The organism is Musicola paradisiaca NCPPB 2511 (assembly GCF_000400505.1).
GTDB classification, from domain to species: Bacteria; Pseudomonadota; Gammaproteobacteria; order Enterobacterales; family Enterobacteriaceae; genus Musicola; species Musicola paradisiaca.
Genome location: NZ_CM001857.1, coordinates 4,102,804 through 4,123,785, shown reverse-complemented (window position 1 = coordinate 4,123,785; position 20,982 = coordinate 4,102,804). Strand labels below are relative to the sequence as shown.

Below are 20,982 nucleotides of genomic sequence, written 5' to 3'. Positions count from 1 at the left end.
GTTGCTGATCAATCCTAATAAATCGATCTTTTACTGCGCTTATAAAGATCTTTTTGAGTTTATCATATGATGAATGTTGCTAACAGTAACGAATCATTGGCGTTATGCCTGACGCTGCGCCGGAAACGGCGGCAACTGGCGGAAGATATTGACCAACCCTTCAGACCAGGCTTTGCGTATGGCGGCGAAGTAGGGATCGTTTTCGGTGATGCGGTGCTGCTCGCTGCTATCAAAACTGCCGGTACGGTAAATCATCACGTCCAGCGGCAGGCCGACAGACAGGTTGCTGCGCAGCGTGGAGTCGATGGAAATCAGCGCGCAACACATGGCCTGTTCCAGCGAGGTATTCATCGTCAGTACGCGGTCGATAATCGGTTTGCCGTACTTGCTTTCGCCGATCTGGAAGTACGGGGTATCCGACGTAGCTTCGATGAAGTTGCCTTCGGGATAAATGTGGAACAGCCGGGGGGACTCACTACCGATCTGGCCGCCTAACAACAGGTTGCAGCCGAAATTGGTGGTACTGCCGTTTTGCTGGGACTGACTGTCGCGGTGGATGACTTCGCGGATAGTATCGCCGAGCAGCGTGGCGGCGTCGTACAGGGTGTCGACCTGCATCAGGTTCGGGCTATGCCCGGCCTGAATGCGGGCGCTCAGCAAACTGATAATGCTCTGGGTGGTGGCCAGGTTGCCGGCGGACTGGATAACCAGAACCCGTTCTCCCTCCTGCTGGAACACATGAAGTTTCCGGAAGGTTGCAATGTGATCGACGCCGGCATTGGTGCGGGAATCGGAAGCAAAAACCAGCCCGTCGGACAGACGCATGGCCACACAGTAGGTCATACAACACCCTTTGATTAACAGTTCGCGCTATTGCTGCTGCTGTATCTGTTGCTGTCGCTCAAACAGATTCACCTCAGCCGCTGAAAACATCTCTTCACACCCGCCGCCCAGACGGCTGCCGCGTACCGGGCAGGCATCGAGATAATCCAGCCCGACCGCCAGCCGCAAATGCTGGCTGAGCTTGCGGGTCTTATTCGTAATGTCGAAGCTGCGCCAGCGTCCTTCCAGCCAGACTTCGGCCCAGGCATGCATCGCGACATGCCGGGTATCCCGGCTATAGACGTAACCGCTGACGTAGCGCGCCGGGATACGCAGGCTGCGACAGCAGGCCAGGAATACGTGGGTATGATCCTGGCAAACGCCTTTTTCGCCGGCAAACGCGATGGCTGCGGAGTCATGCACCTGAGTTGCGCCGGGAGTATACGGCATTTTCAGTAGCAATTCCGCCATCAACTGGTTCAGGCTTTCCTCCGGCGCATCCTCCCGAAAATAGCGTCGGGCGAACTCGCGGATGGCATTGTCCGCGTCGGTCAACGGGGTAATACGTAAAAATACCAACGGCGACAGTAGCTCATGTTCTTCTTCGACCACCTCATCAGGATTATCGGCGATTTCCACCACGCCTTGCGCATGAATGGTGATGTCCTGATGAGGGTGATCCAGCGTCAGTACGTGCATCAGATTTCCGTAGGCATCGGTAGTGGCTACGGCCGAGGCAGGCAATGTCAGTTTCCAGTCTTTGATCTGTTGGCCGGCGGAGCTTTTCGGCGTCAACCGCAGGTACTGGGTGCTGAATTTCACTTCTTCATCGTAGCGATAGTGCGTCAAGTGGTTGATGGTGAGTTTCATAGCGCCTCCAGATAGGTTTGGCGGATGCTGTCAGCCAGTTCATTGATTTTGCTTAAAAAACGATTGAGGTACTGCTGCAACTCCTCTTGCAGTACGTCATCCATTGAGCCGAAGCGCAGTTCGACGTGCAGCAGGTGCGCCAGACGCTGCGGCACCCGAGCCCGCTCGCTGCCGATCATTTCCAACTGCTGTACCAGATCGCCGACGCAGGCGTGCAGCGAGCGGGGCACATCGTTGCGCAGCACCAGCAATTCCGTCACGGTTTCCCGGCTGATGGGCTGACGGTAGATGCTGTGATAGGCCTCGCGGGCGCTGACCGCGCGCAGCAGGGTATCGAGCCGATAGTATTCACGTACCGGATCCGGATCGTTATTGAGCTGTTGATCTTTCACCACCAACAACTGCGCGGTGGCAAAGGCTCGCTCGATCAGGGTGCCGATACGGATAAAACACTGGGCGTCGTTGCGTAACAGCGTACCGAACATGGCGCCGCGGAACAGGTGGGCGCGTTCTTTCACCCAGTCGAAAAATCCATCGATGCCGATCTTGTCGACCCCGGACTGACGCAGGTTGCGGATGTCGATGCGGGTGGTGTTGACGCACTCCCACACTTCGGAGGAGAGGCTGCCCCGCACCGCGTGGGCATTGTTCCACGCCATTTCGATGCAGCTGTAAATACTGCACGGGTTGTGGCTGTCCAGCGCGAAGAAATTCAGCAGGTTGTTCATGGTGAAACGGGCATAGCGCGCCTGAAACAGTTCGTGCGTGAACGTCAGGTTGAGCGGCAGCGCCAAATCGTTCTGCTGTTGATTGTGTCGCGGCATCATCGACAGTTTGTAGGTCACGTCCAGAATACGGGCGAAGCTCTCCGCGCGCTCCAGGTAACGGGCCATCCAGTACAGTTCGCTGGCGGTACGGCTTAGCATGATTCGTCCTCCTCCATCACCCAGGTGTCTTTGGTGCCGCCTCCCTGAGAGGAGTTCACCACCAGCGAGCCTTCTGTTAGCGCGACACGGGTCAGCCCACCGGGCACCAGCCGGATCTCTTCGCCGTAAAGCGCGAAGGGACGCAGGTCGATATGACGCGGCGCCAGCCCTTCTTCAACGAAGGTCGGGCAGGTGGATAACGCCAGCGTTTCCTGTGCGATGTAGTTGCTGGGGTTCGCCAGCAGCCGTTCACGGAAGTCTTCGATTTGTTGCCGGGTGGATTTTGGCCCCACCAGCATGCCGTAGCCGCCCGCGCCATGAACCTCTTTCACCACCATGCTGCCGAGGTTGGCCAGGACATAGCCGAGATCTTTTTCATCGCGGCACTGCCAGGTGGGGATGTTGCCGAGGATCGGCTCTTCCGACAGGTAAAACCGCACCATTTCCGGCACGTAGGGATAGATGGACTTGTCGTCCGCCACGCCGGTGCCGATGGCGTTGGCCAGCACCACGCCGCCGGCACGGTACACCGACAGCAGCCCCGGTACGCCGAGCATGGAGTCGGCGCGAAACGCCAGCGGATCGAGGAAGGCATCGTCGATGCGGCGATAGATGACATCCACCCGGCACGGGCCTTCGGTCGTGCGCATATACACAGCGCCTGCTTTGACAAACAAGTCGGCGCTTTCCACCAGTTCGACCCCCATCTGCTGGGCCAGAAAACTGTGCTCGAAATAGGCGCTGTTGAAACGGCCAGGCGTCATTACGACGACCGTGGGGTCGTCCACTTGTGTACTTTCCCGCAGCGTTTGCAGCAAGTAACCCGGGTAGCGTTCCACCGGCGCGATATGCTGGCTGGCGAACACGTCCGGATACAGGCGCATCATCATTTTGCGGTTTTCCAGCATGTAAGAAACGCCGGATGGAGTACGCAGGTTGTCTTCCAGTACGTAATAGTTACCGTCGCTGTTGCGTACCATATCGATGCCGGTGATATGGGCATAGATGTTGTTATGCAGATCGACGCCCTGCATGCAGGGTTGGTACTGCTCATTGGCCAGAACCTGTTCCCGGGGGACGATACCGGCATTGAGGATGTGCTGATCGTGGTAGATATCATGGAGGAAGGCATTGAGGGCTTTGACCCGTTGACGAATGCCCAGATCCAGCATGCGCCATTCGTGGGCGGGGATGATGCGCGGTACGCTGTCGAACGGTATCAGCCGTTCGGTTCCCCCCTCCTCGCCGTATACGTTAAAGGTGATGCCAACCCGGTGAAACAGCAATTCCGCCTGTTCTTTCTTCTGACGAATGGCGTGCTGGTCGGTTTGTTGCAGCCACTGCCAGTAAGCATCGTAGTGCCGACGTTGCCGGCCTTCTGCGGTGAGCATTTCATCGTAGTAAGGCGCGGTAGGAAGCGTCATTTTTATCATTGTCATCTCCTGCATTCCGCTTGACGAAGATACAACGACAGATGCGAAAACCATGCCATGGTGCTCAATATCGCCATTATTGCAAGGATGGCGGGATATTTGCGCAATGGTGGTGCGAATGGCGGCGTGTTTGCCTTATTAACGGGCGGTGGATCTATTTTATGGTGCGATGATGAATGCGATTGCACCACGTAAGAAAAAGGGTGCCCGAATTTGAGTCAACATTAGCCAGCAATATTGAATAAATCTGATGCGATAAAATGTTGCGCATTGCGATTTAATGTCCAGGTATCTTCATGTGCTGTAGCAAATACCAGCAGCGACAGTTAACACGACTCATTCATATAGGTATCAACAGTATGGCTATCGGCATTCGATTGGATGAAGATTTTGTCACTGAAATCAAGGTGTATGCAGAAGCATCCAGCCGGAGCGTGCCCAAGCAGATAGAACATTGGGCCAGAATCGGCAGGATTGTTGAGGATAATCCTGATCTGACATACGGATTTATTATGGAAACGTTGCTCGCCCGCAGCGAAGCAGAGAATGGTCAGGTTTCTCGTTATGTCCGAAGAACAAAACCGAGCAGAGATTGAGGTTTATCAGACCAACCGGTTTGAGAAAGCATTGGACAATAAGCCTGGGTTCTCATGAGAACTTTTATCAGCAACAGAAAAGGTTGAGAAAGCCAGATTTAGCACTCATCAGGTAAACGAACCCCGGCATCAGCCGGGGTTTTTCGCTTAAAAGTGGCGATGAAATCTTAACCGCGTACCGCAATAGCTTCGATTTCGAGTTTTACGTCTTTCGGCAGACGAGCCACTTCCACGCAGGAACGCGCCGGGAAGGTTGCATTATGCTCTTTGAAGAAGGCTTCATAAGCGGCGTTGACGGTGGCGAAGTCGTTCAGGTCTTTCACGAACACCGTGGTTTTGATGATATTGCCCACGTTCAGACCGGCGGCTTCCACGATGGCTTTCACGTTTTCCAGCGACTGACGCGCCTGCGCCGTCACATCATCCGACACCAAGCCGGTTTTCGGATCCACCGGGATCTGGCCGGAGGTGAAAACCAGGCTACCCAGATCGACACCCTGAACGTAAGGGCCGATAGCGGCCGGCGCCTGTTCCGTACTGATAATGCGTGACATATTTTCTCCTGATTCATGCTGAGTGGACGTGCAAGGGGCACATTATTTCAAAAAGCCGGTGGTGTCGCCATCCATCGCACCGCTTTGGGGTGCTTAGTGGCCGTTCAGCACCGCCTGACGCTCAAATTCTTTTTCGCAGTATTTGCACTTCAGGTGCACATCGTCGTCGCGCTGTTTGACGCTGAAGGAAGAACTCACCGGTTCGATGCGGCTGATGCAGTTGGTGTTCGGGCAGGTGAGAATACCCTCGATATGGGAAGGCAACTGCGGACGCAGTTTGCGCACCACTTCGTAGTTGTCGATCTGGTTGACGGTGGCCTGCGGCGCGTACATCGCCAGCTGGTTGGCCTGTTCTTCCGTCAGGAAAATGTTTTCGATCTTGATCAAATCCTTGCGGCCCAGATGGTTGGAGGGCAGGTTCAGGCCGATGGTGATACGTTGATCGGTGGCGGTGAGTTTGAACAGGGTCAGCAGTTTGAAACCGACCTGGGCCGGGATGTGATCGATAACCGTACCGCGTTTGATGGCTTCTACCTGTAGTTTGTTGTCGTGAGTCATTGTCTGTTCCCCCTTCATCACAGAACCAGTTCGCTGTTCAGCACCAGTGCCAGCAGAGCCTGACGTGCATAAATACCGTTGCCTGCCTGCTGGAAATAGTAGGCGTAGGGCGTGCTGTCCACATCGGTGGTGATTTCGTCGATGCGCGGCAGCGGGTGCAGCACTTTTAGATTGCTGCGCGCGTTAGCCAGATCAGCGGCGCGCAGGATGAATTGCGCCTTGATATTGATGTACTCCGACGGATCCAGACGCTCTTTCTGTACGCGGGTCATGTACAGGATATCCAGCTCCGACACCACTTCTTCAACGCTGGCGTGCAGGCTGTAGGGGATGTTTTTCTCAGCCAGCATATTGAGGATGTAATCCGGCATCGCCAGCGCATCCGGGGAAATGAAGTAAAAGCGGTTGCCGTCGAACTTGGCCAGCGCCTGGGTCAGCGAGTGCACGGTGCGGCCGTATTTCAAGTCGCCGACCATGGCGATGTTGATGTTGTTCAGGCGCCCCTGGGTTTCCTGAATGGTGAACAGATCCAGCAATGTCTGGGAAGGGTGTTGGTTGGCGCCGTCGCCTGCGTTGAATACCGGTACGCCGCCGGAGAATTCGGTCGCTAATCTGGCCGCGCCCTCCTGTGGATGACGCATCACGATGGCGTCGACATAGTTGCTGATGACCGAAATGGTGTCGGCCAGGGTTTCGCCTTTTTTCCCAAGCGAAGTATTGCTGCTGTCGGCAAAGCCCACCACGGAAGCGCCCAGCCGGTGGATGGCGGTTTCAAATGACAGACGGGTTCGGGTGGAGGCTTCAAAGAAGCAACTGGCGATCACTTTGTGCTTCAGCAGTTCCGGCTGCGGGTTGGCCTTTAGACTGGCGGCCACCTTCAACGTCAGCTCCAGATCGTCCCGGCTGAGATCGTTGATTGAGATGATGTGTTTTTTATAGAGCGGATTGACCATTTGGCGATTCTCCCCCACGGTGAGGTCCGATAAACAAAAGAAGCGATGTGTGCCGCCCAGCGTGACAGGCAAAAAAAAGCCCCTCGAATGAGGGGCTTTTTTAAAGAACGGTTGGGCAACGGAAGGAAAAAAACTGTCAGGCTGCCGAACGGCAGTTGCGGTTGATAACCCACGAAGACAGCGGTATTGGACATGTTCCCTCCCGACAAATTGTGCGGCATTATACGCGCCGAAAATGTGAATTCAAGCAAAAAACGCCCGTTTTATGCGCCTGGCAATCGGTTGCGGGCGCTTGTGAGCGGGGAACTTGGCAAGCGGCGGTCTCGGCTGCGCCGAGGGAAAAAATGACGGCTGCCGCCAGATGCCATTCATGCTGCCGTCATTTGTGCGCGGCAATATCGATAAGGGTACGCCGCGTATTTGCCCGGTGCCGTGTCGTAGGAATCAAATGTTTTACCGCATCACTTTTTTGCGATGACATGCTGGCAGGGTGCCGCCGGGAAGCGTATAAGGTGCTGTAAAACGTTGTTTCATTTTTTAAAGGAGTGACCATGATCACCGGTAACGTCAATCATCTTGAGCTGGTGCCTTATTTGCCTGCTCGTCTGCGCGATGCGATTGAGTATGTTAAGCAGCACATTACGGCGCAGACGCCGCTGGGTAAGCACGATATCGACGGTAACTCGCTGTTCGTGCTGGTTTCCAACGACAGTACCGATGCGTTTGAAAATCGTCGGGCCGAGTATCACGCCAAATACCTGGATATCCAGATTGTGCTGGAAGGCACCGAAGGTATGACGTTCAGCAACCTGCCGGCCGGCAAACCAGACGTCGATTGGCTGGCGAACAAGGATATCGCGTTCCTGCCGTCGGGCGAGCAGGAAAAACAGGTGATCCTGCAGCCAGGGGATTTTGTGGTGTTCTTCCCCGGCGAAGTACATAAGCCACTGTGTGCGGTCGGCGCGCCGGCGCCGGTGCGCAAAGCGGTGGTGAAAATCGACGCCTCTCTGGTGTTGTAACTGTCTTATCTAAGGCGCTGCGGCGCCTTTTCTCTCCTTACGGCAAGAACGCTGCCGTCCACATCGTAGCAAAACGCAACCTTCTATTTTTTACCCGCATCTCTGTTTGATGTTGTCGTTGTCGTGCCGATTACTCAGCGCTGTGATCCATCCCGTAAATCATGGCGACAAAAAATGAAACCGGTTGCGGCTATAGGGGGTTTCAGGCAGTCTGAAACCGGTTTCAGTGTGATAAAAACCCATCGTCTTATATACCCGAAATGATTCAGGTCGCAGGAAGCGGCAGCCGAGCGAGCCCCGGTCGATGACTAAAATCAAGTGGTCGGAGGCAACATATCTCTCCGCCGGCAACCGGCTTGCACGCAACGTGTTGCGGCCCCAACGGGGCCAAGCCGGGTCATACAGCCAACACCTCTGCAACGTGAAGCATGACGGGCATGATCGGATAAAAAGGTGACGCTATGGCAGGGATAAGAGATTACGCAAAGCTGGCGCAAAGCATTCTGCAGGAAGTCGGCGGCAAGTCTAACATCGTCGATTTTTCACGTTGCGCCACGCGGCTGCGTTTAGTGCTGGAGACGACGCCCGACGAGGCTAAAAAACGGATTCAGGGCCTGCCGGGCGTGATTGCCGTGGTGGAAAGCGCAGGGCAATTTCAGGTGGTGATCGGGATCCACGTTGCCGAGGTTTACTCGCAGATGGCGGCGCTGCTGGGCGATAGCGCTACCGCAGCGGCCAAACCCCGCGGTCGGATACTGGATCGGGTGATTGCTACCATGTCCGCCGTATTCGCCCCGATAGTCTATATCCTGGCCGCCGCCGGGATTTTGCAAGGATTGTTGATCGTCATCAACCAGTTCTCCGTTGCCTTCAAAACCTCGGGGACTTATGCCGTATTGAATTTTATGTCGTGGACGCCGTTTGTTTTTCTGCCGGTGTTCATCGCCATGACGGCATCCCGCCATTTTCGCTGTAATCCCTACGTGGCGGTGTTGTGCTGCTGTGCGCTGATCAACCCCGAGTGGGGGGCGATCGCCGCAAAAATCGCGGCGGGCGAAAGCGTAACTTTTTTGGGATTGCCATTGGCCAAAACCTTGTATGGCGCATCGGTATTGCCGCCGCTGTTTTTGGTGTGGGCGCTGGCCTGGGTGGAGCGTCGGGTGACGTCATGGCTGCCGGAAGTGGTGAGCGCGCTTTTTGCACCGCTGATCTGTTTCCTGGTCGTCGTGCCACTGACGTTGCTGGCCATCGGGCCGGTGACGACCTGGGCGGCAAACGGCGTAGCCGGCGGCTATAACATGTTGTTCAACGCCTTTCCCGCGCTGGCGGCGGCGATCATCGGCGGCGTCTGGCAGATCATTGTGATCTTCGGCGTGCATTGGGGGATCACGCCGGTCGTTATGGCGAATTTCGACGCCAACGGCTACGACTCCTTTCAGGCTTTTCAGACCATCGCCGTGATCGGCCAAATGTCCGCTGCGTTCGGCGTCTTTCTCAAAACCCGTAATCGCGAGCTGAAAACCCGCTCCCTGTCGGCGGGCGTGACCGCGGTTTTCGGCATTACCGAGCCGGCAATCTACGGGGTGACGCTGCGCTATAAGAAGCCCTTTATCTGTGGCTGTATCGGCGGGGCCACTGGCGCCGTGGTCGCCAGCCTGTTTGGTTCGCTGTATTACGTCTACGCCGGGTTGCCCGGCATTCTGACGGTGATCAACGCCATCAGCCCGACGTCGTCGACGTCGTTTATCGGCGAGCTCATCGGCAGCGGGGTCGCCATCGTGTTGACCATCACGCTGGTGATGGTGGTCGGTTTCGACGATCCGGTCGATGAAGGCGCAGCCAGGGCTACGGCGGCCGAAGGCAGCGAGCGGGCCGCGTCGGTTTGAGACGATGATGAGGCCAATGTGCGTCACTGTTGCCGCCGGTTTTCGGCGGCTTTTGCAAACAAGAGGTGGAAACTGTGAGTAAATTACCTGATGGCTTCTTATGGGGCGGCGCCGTTGCGGCCCATCAACTGGAAGGCGGATGGCAGGAAGGGGGGAAGGGCGTCAGCGTTGTCGATGTACTGACGGCGGGGGCGCACGGCACATTGCGACGCATCACCGAGGGCGTATTGCCCGGCGAGAGCTACCCGAATCACGAGGCGATCGATTTTTACCATCGCTACAAGGATGACATCGCGCTGTTTGCGGAAATGGGGTTTACGTGTTTTCGCACCAGCATCGCCTGGACCCGTATTTTTCCGCGAGGTGATGAGCTGGAGCCCTGTGAGGCCGGCCTGCGGTACTACGATGACCTGATCGACGAATTGTTGAAACACGGGATCGAACCGGTCATGACCCTCAGCCATTTCGAGATGCCGCTGCATCTGGTTCAACAGTATGACGGCTGGATGAGCCGTAAAACGCTGGAGTGTTTTGTTCATTTCGCCACTACGGTGATCGAGCGCTATAAGCACAAAGTGAAATACTGGATGACCTTCAACGAGATCAACAATCAGAAAAACGTCGCGGCGGAGATCTTCGGCTGGATGTGTTCCGGGGTGCGTTTCCCACAGAAGGAGAAACCGGAGGAGGCGATGTACCAGGCGGTGCATCATCAGTTTGTCGCCAGCGCACGGGTAGTGAAACGGGCGCATGATATCAACCCCGCCATCAAAGTGGGCTGCATGTGCTCTTTTGTGCCCTTTTATCCCTATTCGTGTCACCCGGAAGACGTGATGCTGGCCGCCAGATCGATGCACGATCGCTTCTACTTTTCCGACGTTCATGTGCGTGGCCGCTATCCCGGTTATGCCCGGCGGGAGTGGGCGCTCAAAGGATATAACATCCGTATGGAGCCGGAGGACGAGCAGATCCTGCGCGAGGGGAAAGCGGACTACATCGGTTTTAGCTATTACATGTCCAGCGTGGTCAAACATGATGTGCAGAACGCCATTGCCGCCAGCATGGACGGCAGTTCGGAGCATTCAATCCCGAACCCGCACCTGACAGCCAGCGACTGGGGGTGGCAGATTGACCCTGTCGGCCTGCGCTATGCGTTGGTGACGCTGTATGAGCGGTACGACGTGCCGCTGTTCATTGTGGAAAATGGGCTGGGTGCGCTGGATAAACCCGACGAAACGGGGGTTTGTCAGGATGACTACCGCATCGACTATCTGCGTTCTCATATCGAGGCCATGAAGGCTGCGGTCTGGGAGGATGGTGTCGAACTCATGGGGTATACGCCATGGGGTTGTATCGATCTGGTGTCGTTCACGACGGGAGAAATGGCGAAGCGCTACGGCTTTATCCATGTGGACAAACACGACGACGGCACCGGTACGTTGAAACGTACACCGAAGAAATCTTTTTACTGGTATCAGAAGGCGATCGCGTCCAACGGTGAAATGCTGTAGGGCTCGTCCGGCGATGTTTTGCCGGACGGCGCGTTCGGTCTCGTTGGCTGAACGCGCGGCCTCTCGCCTGACTCGGCGGGGTTCTGGATCTCTGCCGTGGCGGGAATGGCGACGCCGTTACGGCAGTTCGGCATTCGGGGCGAGCGTCGCCACCATGACCGCTTTGATGGTATGCATCCGGTTTTCCGCCTGGTCGAACACGATGCTATGCGCCGACTCGAACACGTCATTGGTGACTTCCATGCCATTGTGCAGGTCGTACTGCTCGGCCATTTGCTTGCCGAGAGTGGTTTGATCGTCGTGGAATGCCGGCAAACAGTGCAGGAATTTCACCTGCGGATTCCCGGTGGCGGCGATCATGTCCATATTGACCTGATACGGACGCAGCAGATTGATGCGCTCCGCCCAGGCGTCTTTCGCTTCGCCCATCGACACCCATACGTCGGTGTAAATGAAATCCACGTCCTTCACGCCAGCGGCTACCTCTTCGGTCAGCGTAATCGAACCGCCGGTTTTGGCGGCGGCTGTCTGGCACTCCGCCACCAGCGCCGCATCGGGCCAGCAGGCCTGCGGGGCGATCAACCGCAGATCGAGGCCGGTCAGCGCGGCCGCTTCCAGCATAGAGTTGCCCATGTTATTGCGGGTATCCCCGACGTAGGCCAGTTTCATGGCCGATAGCGGTTTCTCCGGCAGATGTTCCTGCATGGTCATCAGATCGGCCAGTAGCTGCGTCGGGTGAAATTCGTTGGTCAGGCCGTTCCAGACCGGAACGCCGGAAAATTCCGCCAGCGTTTCCACCAGTACCTGGCCGTAACCGCGGTATTGGATGCCGTCATACATGCGGCCCAGCACACGCGCTGTGTCTTTCATGGATTCTTTATGACCGATCTGGCTGCCGCTGGGCCCGAGATAGGTCACTTGTGCGCCCTGATCGTATGCAGCAACTTCGAAAGAGCAACGAGTGCGAGTCGAATCTTTTTCGAAGATGAGTGCGATGTTTTTGCCTTGCAGATGGCGGGTTTCAGTACCGTTTTTCTTATTGATTTTGAGGGTGGCGGCGAGTGACAACAGCGTTTCTATTTCCGCAGGGGTAAAATCCATCAGTCTTAAAAAGTGACGCTTATAAAACGGGTTCATCTTTTTGTCTCCATGTGGCTCAACGCGCGTGGTTGAATTAAAATTCACTTTATATGTGTAAATATTCAATTTCAAGTGTCGGGTTAAAACTTTCTGGTGGAGACGAACGCAGGGCTGTGGGAAAATGAAGCCATCTTTGCCGTTTTTATGAGGACTGGGACATGGCAAACCGTGAATTGCTGGAAGAACAACGTGAAGAGACACGCCTGATTATCGAAGAGTTGCTGGAGGATGGCAGCGATCCTGACGCGCTCTATACCATCGAACACCATTTTTCCGCCGAGAAGTTCGAGGATCTGGAAAAGGTGGCGGTGGATGCCTTCAAGCTGGGCTACGAAGTTACGGACGCCGAAGAGCTGGATACGGAAGAAGGTATCACGCTGATGTGTTGCGATGCGATTTGCGAGGTGTCGTTGAATGCCGAACTTATCGATCAGCAAGTGGAGCAGTTGCTGGAACTGGCGGAGCGTCATCAGGTCAACTATGACGGCTGGGGCACCTACTTCGAAGATCCGAACGGCGACGATGACGATTTCGACGAGGAAGACGAAGATTTCTACGATGAGGACGATGACGGCAAGCGTCATTGATTCCTGGGGTTGTTCTGATACCCGCCGCCCGGCGGGTATTTTGTTTCCGGCTTAAAGCGTTTTCAGCATTCTGACTTCACAATCCACATGACCGGTACAACCCATGGCATGGTTGATGTGCTGGAAACCCAGTTTCTCATAAAGACGGATGGCGCTGGTCAGGTGCCCGGTCGTTTCCAGATAGCAGCGTTGAAACCCTTGCTGACGGCCGAACTCCAGCGCGCGTTCGGCCAGTTGCCGGGCGATGCCCTGTCCACGGGCGATGGGCAGGAAATACATCTTTTGCAATTCACATATGTCGGTATCTCCGCCTGCCAGCGGTGCTAAACCGCCTCCGCCAACCACTTCGCCACGATATTCGACAACCCAGTAGACGCAGTAGGGACGGCTGTACACCTCGAACAGTCTATCCAGGTCGGGGTCGGAGACAGTGTATCCCTTATCGGCGGTTAGACCGAATTCGGCGGAAACACGCCGGATTACGCTAGCTATCGCGCCATTGTCGGCGGCGGTAATCGGGCGTGTCAGCAATGGGACGGAAGCTGGGATCGTCATGGATGCTCACTCTGGTCTGAAGACGGAGGAATCATGCTGACGTGTAATGGACAGCATGCTATATCGCCCGGCGATTATACGTGGTGAATGTGTCGAGCCAAACGTCTGTTATCGGGATCACCCCGAAATGGTTGTCATCAACTGGCGATCGGGCCGCATGACAATATTTCTGACGGTGTATTGCACCGATTTCTCTTTTATGAGATTTTTTCTCTTATTAAAGAAATAAAGGCGCATCTAACGATGGAAAATCGATTGTCGGATATCGATTTACGGCTGTCTGAACGGTTGTCCGCGTTGCGTCGTGAACGCGGTTGGTCGTTGGATGAACTGGCGCTGAACAGCGATATCAGCCGTGCTACGTTGTCGCGTATGGAACGGGGGGAAACCAGCCCGACGGCGGCGTTGCTGGGCCGGCTGTGTGTTGTGTATGGCTGCACGATGTCCCGTCTGCTGGCCGAAGTGGAAACACCGTCGCCGCAAAAGCTGGAACCGGGGCAGCAGACGGTTTGGGTGGATCCTGAAACGGGTTTTGTCCGGCGCAGTGTTTCTCCGCCGGTAAATGGATTCAATGCGGAGATGATTCTCGGCCAGTTGCCAGCCAGCGCCCGGATTGAATACAACGCACCGCCGATTTATGGCCTTGAGCACCATCTTTATGTTTTGGACGGGCGTCTGGAGGTCGCGCTGGAAGAGCAGGTGTACGCCCTGTCGCCTGGCGACAGCCTGCGTTACCGGCTGCATGGTACGTCTGCTTTTCATAACCCTGGCGCGGGTGATGTCCGTTACCTGATCGCCATTTGTAAACCCTGACCGGCCGTGATAGGAGCGGAATATGACTCATTCTGTCAGTATGGCGGCAGCGCCGCTGGTGATTCGCAAAGATGATTTGTCCGGCGATGAGACCCGGGCGTTGGTGGCGCTGCATCTGGCGGGTATGCATGAAAGCTCGCCGCCGGAGCATGTTTTTGCTCTGGACGTGTCCGGATTACAGGCGCCGAACGTGACATTCTGGAGCGTTTGGCAGGGGGACGACGTGGTAGGGATCGGCGCGTTGAAAGTGCTGGATGCCGGGAGCGCCGAAATCAAGTCGATGCGCACCCATCCCCGGCATTTACGGAAGGGCGTGGCGGCATATTTGTTGGATTACGTTATCATGCAGGCTCGTCAGAGCGGGCTGCGTCGCCTGAGCCTGGAAACCGGCAGAGGCGATGCGTTTGAGCCTGCATTGGCGCTGTATCGTAGTAGAGGGTTTGTTAATGGCGAGGCATTCTCAGATTATCTGGCAACAAAATTCAATCAATTCATGCATTTAATGTTGTAGAATTCAGTGGGTGAACAGAACTCGCTGTGTGAGTGTCGTCGGTATGAGCGTTTGATATTGAAGATGTCGCGACCGATAGCAAGGATTATTTTATAATGATGATTATTAATCAGATAATATTTTAATCTAAGTAAAATCACTGGAAGATAATATTTTTTTCCATGGTTAGTTCGCTATCGTTATTGGGATATTTTAGTGAAAACATTAATATCAACGTTCCCATTTCTTCAGTGACGAATAAAGTGCTGTTTATGGTAAACCGTATAGCATCATGGATGGCGGGGTTGATGTTCCTGCTTGTTTTTTCTTCTTTTTCCGTCAGTGCACATGCCGAAGGTCTTATTCCTCAGGAAGGTGACTGGATTGCACCTGAATTTACTTTTCATACCGGCGAAACGCTGAAAGCCTTTCGTATGCATTATTACACGCTCGGCGATAGCAAAAAGCCGGCAGTATTATTGCTGCATGGCACCAATCAACCGGTAAAAGCCTTGTTGGACAACGGGTTCGCCGGTGAATTATTTGGGCCGGGGCAGCCGCTGGACATTAATAAATATTTCATCGTTATTCCTGAAAGCATTGGTTCGGGTAAAACCGCTAAGCCGTCAGATGGATTACGTATGACGTTTCCGCAGTACAATTATGCGGACATGGTGTTGGCGCAATATCGTTTGTTGACCGAAGGTCTGGGAATTACGCATTTGCGTCTGGTTATGGGATATTCCATGGGCGGAATGCAAACCTGGCTATGGGGCGAAAAATATCCTCAGATGATGGATGCGTTGGTGCCGATGGCCTCTCTGCCGACAGAGTTGTCCGGTCGAAACTGGATGCTGCGCCGGATGCTGATTGAATCCATCAAACGCGATCCAGCCTGGAACAACGGTGATTACACCGCGCAACCGCCGGCGCTGCAGACTGCCAATATTATGTTCAGCATCGCCACTACCGGCGGTACGCTGGCTTACCAGAGCAAAGCGCCGACGCGCGCCCTGGCGGACAAACGGGTAGAGGAGCGGCTGGCTGCGCCTGTGACGGCGGACGCCAACGACTTTATTTATATCTGGAGTTCATCGGCGGATTATAATGCGGCGCCGGAATTGAACCGTATTCAGGCCCCCATGTTGGTGATTAATTCCGCCGATGATGAACGTAATCCAATTGAAACAGGCATTCTGGATAATGAGCTCAAAAAAATAAAACATGCCGAGCTGTTCCTTATTCCTGCAAGTAAGGAAACTAGCGGGCACGGTACCATGATGTCAGCGAAGTTCTATAAAGCCAGACTGGGTGAGTTTATGGAGAAAACCCAGAAACATCATAAATAATCAGTGTTCGGCGGTATTTCGTTTTTTGGGGCAATGACTCCGGATGGCAACGAAGTCCGCCTACCTGTTAATGGCTGGCAAAAAAGGCAATTACCGTCAGCCTTATTTCTTCTGTGATATTTCCTTTTCGTTTTCGTTTTTATTTCGGTTTATATCCGTTCAATTCAGGTTGCAGATAGCCGTGCCATTTACCGACCGAATTGCAGCGGATATAGCGTTTTCCTGTGCGGCAATGACGTTGTTATTGCCGCGCTGTTCGTCGTCTATTCCATATATCAGGTTTGTATTCGCCGTTGGGATACAGCATAAACAGCAGGGACAAATTATGTTTCGCAAAATCAAGATTCGCACCACATTAACCATCATGATTTTTTTACTGGCGGCGCTGTTGCTGTTTGTCGGTGTTATCGGGCTGGTCGCTGTGCAGTCGGGTAATCAGTCGTTTTCCAAAGTCGATAAAGAAGTGCTGCCGGGGCTGGTGGCGTTGAATGAAAGTTCCGAGTGGCTGCTGCGCGGCCGTCTGGATTTGCGTTTGTATGAATCGTTGGTCGGAAAAGGCGATATGGAAGCGGCTAAAGTCGCGCTGACCAGAGCCCGTACCAAAGTGGAGGATTCCGGGAAAAAGTGGCAGGAGTACCTGACTTATCCGCAGTCCGAGCAGGAAAAAGCCATCTCTGCGGAAATGTCCGCCCGGCGTGACGCGCTGATGAATGATTTTATTAATCCGGCCTTCCGTGCATTGGACGCGGGAAATCTTGACGAATACCGGCAGCGGGCAGGGAAATCCACCGTGCTGTATGCCAGCTTTGATAAGGCGGCTAAAAATCTGGTGGCATTTAAACGCCAGAGTATTGATGACGCCTATGACGATTCCAACCAGCGAGTGTCGCGCGTGCGTATCGTGTTGGGCGTAGTAGTGGTGGTGACATTGCTGCTGGCTGTCTTGGCGTGGAATATCCTGACCAACCTGGTGGTGAAACCGCTGAATCAGGCGATTACGGTTTTCGACCGCATCGCGGAGGGCGATCTGCGGGCCCAGATCGATATCAACGGTAAAAACGAGATCGCCCATCTGTTTGCCGCGGTGCAGCGTATGCGCGACGGGTTGGAAAACATGGTACGAGTGGTGCGCAGCGGTACCGATTCTATCAGCGTCGGCGTGGAAGAAATCGCTTCCGGTAACATCGATTTGTCCAGCCGAACCGAACAACAGGCCGCTTCGCTGGATGAAACCGCCGCCAGTATGGAACAGATTATGGCGATGGTGAAAAACAACGAGAGCAATACCCGCAAAGCGAACGATCTGGCGAAGAAAGCGTCCGATACCGCATCACGCGGCGGCGAGGTGGTGACGGAAGTGGTGGATACCATGCAATCCATCCGGGAAAGTTCGTCGAAGATCTCCGATATTGTCGGCGTGATTGACAGCATTGCGTTCCAGACCAACCTGCTGGCGTTGAACGCCGCCGTCGAAGCGGCGCGAGCCGGCGAGCAGGGCAAAGGCTTTGCGGTGGTGGCGTCCGAAGTACGGATGCTGGCGCAGCGTAGCGCAACGGCCGCGCGTGAGATTGGCACCATGATTGATAATTCACTGGGGCGCATCGAGAAAGGCGCCGGATTGGTGGAGGTGGCCGGTAAAACCATGAATGAAGTGCTGTTGGATGTCAGCAAGGTGGTTACGGTGATGGATGAAATCATGCTGGCTTCCGGCGAGCAGAGCCGGGGTATTTCACAGATTAATATCGCCATCAACCAGATGGACGGCGTGACGCAGCAGAACGCCTCGTTGGTAGCAGAGGTTGCGACCGCAGCCGGTTCGCTGAAAGAACAGTTGGGTAGCCTGCAGCAATCCGTGGCCAGTTTCCGGCTCGATAATGCACCCCATGATGCTCAAAGGCAGCCATCCTCCGATCCGCGCTTTGCGCTGGTCGATGGACGCTGACGGGTAGCATTATTCCCGGCGTCGGCATAAGGCGCCGGTGGGATGTCCCCTGTAGCGGCGACGATAACGTAAAAAGCCCCGGTTCCCCGGGGCTTTTTTATGCGGGCGATATCATTACAGCGCGGCAATGACGGCCTGTTGTTCCAACAACTTGGCTTTGGCAACCGCATAACCGTCACGTTTTTCACGCTCTTTGGCAACGACGGCTTCCGGTGCGCGCGCCACGAATCCTTCGTTGGACAGCTTGCTGTCGATACGGCCGATTTCCACTTCGAGCTTCGCCACTTCTTTCGCCAGCCTGTCCAACTCGGCGGCTTTATCGATCAAACCAGCCATCGGGATTAACAGCTCGGTACCCTCGATGAGTTTAGTAACGGAAACCGGGCCTTTGTCGCCGGCAGGCAGCAATGTGATGCTTTCCAGCCGCGCCAGCGTCTGAATAAAGCCGAGGTTGTCCTGCACCCGGCGGGCGGCATTGGCGGACGCATCGCGCAGCAGCAATACCAGCGGCTTGCTGGGGGCGATGTTCATTTCGGCGCGGATATTACGCACGGCAACGATCGCCTGCTTGATCCACTCCAGATCGTTGAACGCCTGCTCATCTTCCAACGCGACGTCAAACGCCGGGAACGGCTGCAACATGATGGTGTCGGCATTCACGCCTTTCAGCACTTTGACGCGCTGCCAGATGGTTTCGGTAATGAATGGGATAATCGGATGCGCCAGGCGCAGCAACGCTTCCAGCACCGTCACCAGCGTGTGGCGGGTACCGCGCAGTTCTGCTTCGCTGCCGCCGTTCATCACCGGTTTGGTCAGCTCCAGATACCAGTCGCAGAACTGGTTCCAGGTGAATTCGTACAGCACATTGGCGGCCAGATCGAAACGATAACCGTCCAGCGCCTCACGGTAAGCTTTCACCGTGCGGTTAAATTCCGCCAGAATCCACCGATCCGCTAACGACAGCACGTTTTCACCGCTGTTGAAGCCGCAGTCTTGCCCTTCGGTGTTCATCAGCACGAAGCGGCTGGCGTTCCACAGCTTGTTGCAGAAGTTACGGTAGCCTTCCAGGCGTTTCATGTCCCAGTTGATATCGCGACCGGTGGAGGCCAGCGCCGCCAGCGTAAAGCGCAGCGCATCAGTACCATGGGGTTCGATGCCGTTCGGGAACTGTTTCTCCGTGCGTTTGCGGATTTTCTCCGCCAACTGCGGCTGCATCATGTTACCGGTGCGTTTTTCCAGCAGCGCTTCCAGTGAAATGCCGTCTACCATATCCAGCGGGTCAATCACGTTGCCCTTGGATTTGGACATTTTCTGGCCTTCTTCGTCACGGATCAGGCCGGTCATGTACACGGTATGGAACGGTACCTGCGGTTTGCCGTCTTCATCTTTGATGAAATGCATGGTCATCATGATCATGCGGGCGATCCAGAAGAAAATGATGTCGAAACCACTCACCATCACGCTGCTGGGATGGAACGCTTTCAGCTCCGGCGTCTGTTCCGGCCAGCCGAGTGTGGAGAACGTCCACAAGGCGGAAGAGAACCAGGTGTCCAGCACGTCGTCGTCCTGACGCAACGCGATACCCGCTTCCAGATTATTGTCGCGGCGAACCTCCGCTTCGTCGCGGCCGACGTAGACGTTGCCGTTATCGTCATACCAGGCTGGGATGCGGTGGCCCCACCACAGTTGGCGGGAGATGCACCAGTCCTGAATGTCGCGCATCCAGCTGAAATACATGTTTTCGTACTGTTTCGGCACGAACTGGATACGCCCGTCTTCCACGGCTTCCACCGCTGGCTTGGCCAGCACGGCGGCGCGCACGTACCACTGATCGGTCAGCATCGGTTCAATGACGACGCCGCCGCGGTCGCCGTAGGGCACTGTCAGGTCGTGTGGTTTGATTTCGTCAAGCAGGCCCAGTTCGTCAAAGGCGGCTACGACCGCTTTACGGGCGGCAAAACGCTCCAGCCCGCGGAAGGCGTCCGGTATTTCGCTGCTATAGGCGGTGCTGGCTTCACCGTTGGTGCTGAATATTTCCGCTTCCTGACGGATATCACCGTCGAAGGTCAACACATTGATCATCGGTAACTGATGACGTTTACCGACTTCATAGTCGTTGAAATCGTGCGCCGGGGTGATTTTCACGCAACCGGTGCCTTTTTCCATATCGGCATGTTCGTCGCCGACGATCGGGATGCGGCGGCCGACCAGCGGCAGGATCAGGTATTTGCCGATCAGATCCTGATAACGCGGATCTTCCGGGTTGACCGCGACGCCGGTATCGCCCAGCACGGTTTCCGGACGGGTGGTGGCGACGACCAGATAATCTTTACCGTCGGCGGTTTTTACGCCATCAGCCAGCGGATAGCGCAGGTGCCACATAGAACCTTTGACGTCGCGGTTTTCCACTTCCAAATCGGAGATGGCGGTGCGCAGTTTCGGATCCCAGTTCACCAGGCGTTTACCGCGATAAATCAGGTCTTCTTTATACAGGCGAACGAACACTTCTTTCACCGCATTGGAAAGCCCCTCATCCATGGTGAATCGCTCGCGTTCCCAGTCCACGGAGTTGCCCAGACGGCGCATCTGCCGGGTAATGGTGCCGCCGGATTCTGCCTTCCACTGCCAGATTTTTTCGATAAAGGCGTCACGGCCGTAATCGTGGCGATTTTTGCCCTCTTCGGCGGCGATTTTGCGCTCCACCACCATCTGGGTGGCGATGCCGGCGTGGTCGGTTCCTGCCTGCCACAGGGTGTTTTTGCCCTGCATACGCTGGTAGCGAATCAGGGTATCCATAATGGTTTGCTGAAAGGCATGACCCATATGCAAGCTGCCGGTGACGTTGGGCGGCGGGATCATAATGCTGAAACTGTCTTTGCTGGTATCGCCGTTGGGCTTGAAATAGCCCTGTTTTTCCCAGTGTTCGTAGAGCGGCTGCTCAATATCGTGTGGGTTATATGTCTTTTCCATTATGCTCA

Annotated in this window: 20 protein-coding genes; 10 read left to right on the top strand and 10 right to left on the bottom strand. The window is 55.2% G+C overall.

Annotated features, from left to right (window positions below):
- Positions 1 to 102 precede the first annotated feature (102 nt).
- From DPA2511_RS18380 to DPA2511_RS18365, 4 genes are read right to left on the bottom strand one after another with little or no spacing between them, the layout of a single operon-like run.
- Positions 103 to 843, bottom strand: coding sequence for a proteasome-type protease (locus DPA2511_RS18380; protein ID WP_015855232.1), 741 nt, complete (start codon positions 841 to 843; stop codon positions 103 to 105).
- Between the two features lie 27 nt (positions 844 to 870).
- Positions 871 to 1,692: a transglutaminase family protein gene (locus DPA2511_RS18375; protein ID WP_015855231.1), complete on the bottom strand. Its 822-nt coding sequence runs from the start codon at positions 1,690 to 1,692 to the stop codon at positions 871 to 873.
- Positions 1,689 to 2,618 (bottom strand): alpha-E domain-containing protein, encoded by a 930-nt coding sequence (locus tag DPA2511_RS18370; RefSeq protein ID WP_015855230.1) that lies wholly within the window; start codon positions 2,616 to 2,618, stop codon positions 1,689 to 1,691. Before DPA2511_RS18370 ends, DPA2511_RS18375 begins: the two co-directional genes overlap by 4 nt.
- Complete coding sequence (locus tag DPA2511_RS18365) at positions 2,612 to 4,051, bottom strand: circularly permuted type 2 ATP-grasp protein (protein WP_015855229.1); 1,440 nt, start codon at positions 4,049 to 4,051, stop codon at positions 2,612 to 2,614. The genes DPA2511_RS18370 and DPA2511_RS18365 overlap by 7 nt, the downstream gene beginning before the upstream one ends.
- Positions 4,052 to 4,108: 57 nt before the next feature.
- Between DPA2511_RS18365 and DPA2511_RS23585 the strand changes: the two genes are divergently transcribed.
- Both DPA2511_RS23585 and DPA2511_RS18360 read left to right on the top strand, forming a co-directional pair.
- Complete coding sequence (locus DPA2511_RS23585) at positions 4,109 to 4,246, top strand: hypothetical protein (RefSeq protein WP_153247114.1); 138 nt, start codon at positions 4,109 to 4,111, stop codon at positions 4,244 to 4,246.
- Positions 4,247 to 4,410: 164 nt separating this feature from the next.
- Positions 4,411 to 4,647: a TA system antitoxin ParD family protein gene (locus DPA2511_RS18360; RefSeq protein ID WP_015855228.1), complete on the top strand. Its 237-nt coding sequence runs from the start codon at positions 4,411 to 4,413 to the stop codon at positions 4,645 to 4,647.
- A gap of 167 nt (positions 4,648 to 4,814) precedes the next feature.
- Here DPA2511_RS18360 and ridA read toward each other — a convergent pair whose 3' ends face one another.
- The 3 genes from ridA to pyrB all read right to left on the bottom strand — a co-directional run bounded on the left by ridA (position 4,815) and on the right by pyrB (position 6,712).
- On the bottom strand, positions 4,815 to 5,201 hold the full coding sequence (gene ridA, locus DPA2511_RS18355) for a 2-iminobutanoate/2-iminopropanoate deaminase (RefSeq protein WP_015855227.1): 387 nt from the start codon (positions 5,199 to 5,201) through the stop codon (positions 4,815 to 4,817).
- A 93-nt stretch (positions 5,202 to 5,294) separates the two neighbouring features.
- Positions 5,295 to 5,759: an aspartate carbamoyltransferase regulatory subunit gene (pyrI, locus tag DPA2511_RS18350; protein WP_015855226.1), complete on the bottom strand. Its 465-nt coding sequence runs from the start codon at positions 5,757 to 5,759 to the stop codon at positions 5,295 to 5,297.
- Positions 5,760 to 5,776: 17 nt separating this feature from the next.
- Positions 5,777 to 6,712 (bottom strand): aspartate carbamoyltransferase, encoded by a 936-nt coding sequence (gene pyrB, locus DPA2511_RS18345; RefSeq protein ID WP_015855225.1) that lies wholly within the window; start codon positions 6,710 to 6,712, stop codon positions 5,777 to 5,779.
- Between the two features lie 551 nt (positions 6,713 to 7,263).
- Between pyrB and DPA2511_RS18340 the strand changes: the two genes are divergently transcribed.
- From DPA2511_RS18340 to DPA2511_RS18330, 3 genes are all read left to right on the top strand, one after another.
- Complete coding sequence (locus DPA2511_RS18340; RefSeq protein ID WP_015855224.1) at positions 7,264 to 7,731, top strand: YhcH/YjgK/YiaL family protein; 468 nt, start codon at positions 7,264 to 7,266, stop codon at positions 7,729 to 7,731.
- 461 nt (positions 7,732 to 8,192) lie between these two features.
- On the top strand, positions 8,193 to 9,617 hold the full coding sequence (locus DPA2511_RS18335) for a PTS transporter subunit EIIC (protein WP_015855223.1): 1,425 nt from the start codon (positions 8,193 to 8,195) through the stop codon (positions 9,615 to 9,617).
- A 74-nt stretch (positions 9,618 to 9,691) separates the two neighbouring features.
- Positions 9,692 to 11,128 (top strand): 6-phospho-beta-glucosidase, encoded by a 1,437-nt coding sequence (locus DPA2511_RS18330; RefSeq protein WP_015855222.1) that lies wholly within the window; start codon positions 9,692 to 9,694, stop codon positions 11,126 to 11,128.
- A 117-nt stretch (positions 11,129 to 11,245) separates the two neighbouring features.
- Here the strand turns inward: DPA2511_RS18330 and argF are convergent, their stop codons facing one another.
- A complete protein-coding gene (argF, locus tag DPA2511_RS18325; RefSeq protein WP_015855221.1) occupies positions 11,246 to 12,265 on the bottom strand; it encodes an ornithine carbamoyltransferase in 1,020 nt (339 codons plus the stop codon).
- A gap of 161 nt (positions 12,266 to 12,426) precedes the next feature.
- Here argF and rraB point away from each other — a divergent pair, with 161 nt between their 5' ends.
- On the top strand, positions 12,427 to 12,855 hold the full coding sequence (rraB, locus tag DPA2511_RS18320) for a ribonuclease E inhibitor RraB (protein ID WP_015855220.1): 429 nt from the start codon (positions 12,427 to 12,429) through the stop codon (positions 12,853 to 12,855).
- Positions 12,856 to 12,906: 51 nt separating this feature from the next.
- Here rraB and DPA2511_RS18315 read toward each other — a convergent pair whose 3' ends face one another.
- Entirely contained in the window at positions 12,907 to 13,410 is a 504-nt protein-coding gene (locus tag DPA2511_RS18315; RefSeq protein ID WP_015855219.1) for a GNAT family N-acetyltransferase, read from the bottom strand.
- A gap of 243 nt (positions 13,411 to 13,653) precedes the next feature.
- On the opposite strand from DPA2511_RS18315, the gene DPA2511_RS18310 reads away from it, so the two are divergent.
- The 4 genes from DPA2511_RS18310 (at position 13,654) to DPA2511_RS18295 (ending at position 18,004) form a co-directional block, all read left to right on the top strand.
- Complete coding sequence (locus tag DPA2511_RS18310) at positions 13,654 to 14,223, top strand: helix-turn-helix domain-containing protein (protein ID WP_015855218.1); 570 nt, start codon at positions 13,654 to 13,656, stop codon at positions 14,221 to 14,223.
- Between the two features lie 22 nt (positions 14,224 to 14,245).
- Positions 14,246 to 14,734: a GNAT family N-acetyltransferase gene (locus DPA2511_RS18305; protein ID WP_015855217.1), complete on the top strand. Its 489-nt coding sequence runs from the start codon at positions 14,246 to 14,248 to the stop codon at positions 14,732 to 14,734.
- Between the two features lie 251 nt (positions 14,735 to 14,985).
- Complete coding sequence (locus tag DPA2511_RS18300) at positions 14,986 to 16,062, top strand: alpha/beta fold hydrolase (protein ID WP_023638498.1); 1,077 nt, start codon at positions 14,986 to 14,988, stop codon at positions 16,060 to 16,062.
- Between the two features lie 325 nt (positions 16,063 to 16,387).
- Positions 16,388 to 18,004: a methyl-accepting chemotaxis protein gene (locus tag DPA2511_RS18295; RefSeq protein ID WP_015855215.1), complete on the top strand. Its 1,617-nt coding sequence runs from the start codon at positions 16,388 to 16,390 to the stop codon at positions 18,002 to 18,004.
- Positions 18,005 to 18,118: 114 nt separating this feature from the next.
- On the opposite strand, the gene DPA2511_RS18290 is transcribed toward DPA2511_RS18295, so the two are convergent.
- Positions 18,119 to 20,974 carry a valine--tRNA ligase gene (locus tag DPA2511_RS18290; RefSeq protein WP_015855214.1) on the bottom strand — a complete coding sequence of 952 codons (2,856 nt, stop codon included), beginning with the start codon at positions 20,972 to 20,974 and terminating at the stop codon, positions 18,119 to 18,121.
- Between the last annotated feature and the right edge of the window lie 8 nt (positions 20,975 to 20,982).

Coding starts and splice junctions, on each gene's coding strand:
- DPA2511_RS18380 (WP_015855232.1), bottom strand. CDS start 843: ATGACCTACTGTGTGGCCATGCGTCTGTCCGACGGGCTGGTTTTTGCT.
- DPA2511_RS18375 (WP_015855231.1), bottom strand. CDS start 1,692: ATGAAACTCACCATCAACCACTTGACGCACTATCGCTACGATGAAGAA.
- DPA2511_RS18370 (WP_015855230.1), bottom strand. CDS start 2,618: ATGCTAAGCCGTACCGCCAGCGAACTGTACTGGATGGCCCGTTACCTG.
- DPA2511_RS18365 (WP_015855229.1), bottom strand. CDS start 4,051: ATGATAAAAATGACGCTTCCTACCGCGCCTTACTACGATGAAATGCTC.
- DPA2511_RS23585 (WP_153247114.1), top strand. CDS start 4,109: ATGGTGCTCAATATCGCCATTATTGCAAGGATGGCGGGATATTTGCGC.
- DPA2511_RS18360 (WP_015855228.1), top strand. CDS start 4,411: ATGGCTATCGGCATTCGATTGGATGAAGATTTTGTCACTGAAATCAAG.
- ridA (WP_015855227.1), bottom strand. CDS start 5,201: ATGTCACGCATTATCAGTACGGAACAGGCGCCGGCCGCTATCGGCCCT.
- pyrI (WP_015855226.1), bottom strand. CDS start 5,759: ATGACTCACGACAACAAACTACAGGTAGAAGCCATCAAACGCGGTACG.
- pyrB (WP_015855225.1), bottom strand. CDS start 6,712: ATGGTCAATCCGCTCTATAAAAAACACATCATCTCAATCAACGATCTC.
- DPA2511_RS18340 (WP_015855224.1), top strand. CDS start 7,264: ATGATCACCGGTAACGTCAATCATCTTGAGCTGGTGCCTTATTTGCCT.
- DPA2511_RS18335 (WP_015855223.1), top strand. CDS start 8,193: ATGGCAGGGATAAGAGATTACGCAAAGCTGGCGCAAAGCATTCTGCAG.
- argF (WP_015855221.1), bottom strand. CDS start 12,265: ATGAACCCGTTTTATAAGCGTCACTTTTTAAGACTGATGGATTTTACC.
- rraB (WP_015855220.1), top strand. CDS start 12,427: ATGGCAAACCGTGAATTGCTGGAAGAACAACGTGAAGAGACACGCCTG.
- DPA2511_RS18315 (WP_015855219.1), bottom strand. CDS start 13,410: ATGACGATCCCAGCTTCCGTCCCATTGCTGACACGCCCGATTACCGCC.
- DPA2511_RS18310 (WP_015855218.1), top strand. CDS start 13,654: ATGGAAAATCGATTGTCGGATATCGATTTACGGCTGTCTGAACGGTTG.
- DPA2511_RS18305 (WP_015855217.1), top strand. CDS start 14,246: ATGACTCATTCTGTCAGTATGGCGGCAGCGCCGCTGGTGATTCGCAAA.
- DPA2511_RS18300 (WP_023638498.1), top strand. CDS start 14,986: ATGGTAAACCGTATAGCATCATGGATGGCGGGGTTGATGTTCCTGCTT.
- DPA2511_RS18295 (WP_015855215.1), top strand. CDS start 16,388: ATGTTTCGCAAAATCAAGATTCGCACCACATTAACCATCATGATTTTT.
- DPA2511_RS18290 (WP_015855214.1), bottom strand. CDS start 20,974: ATGGAAAAGACATATAACCCACACGATATTGAGCAGCCGCTCTACGAA.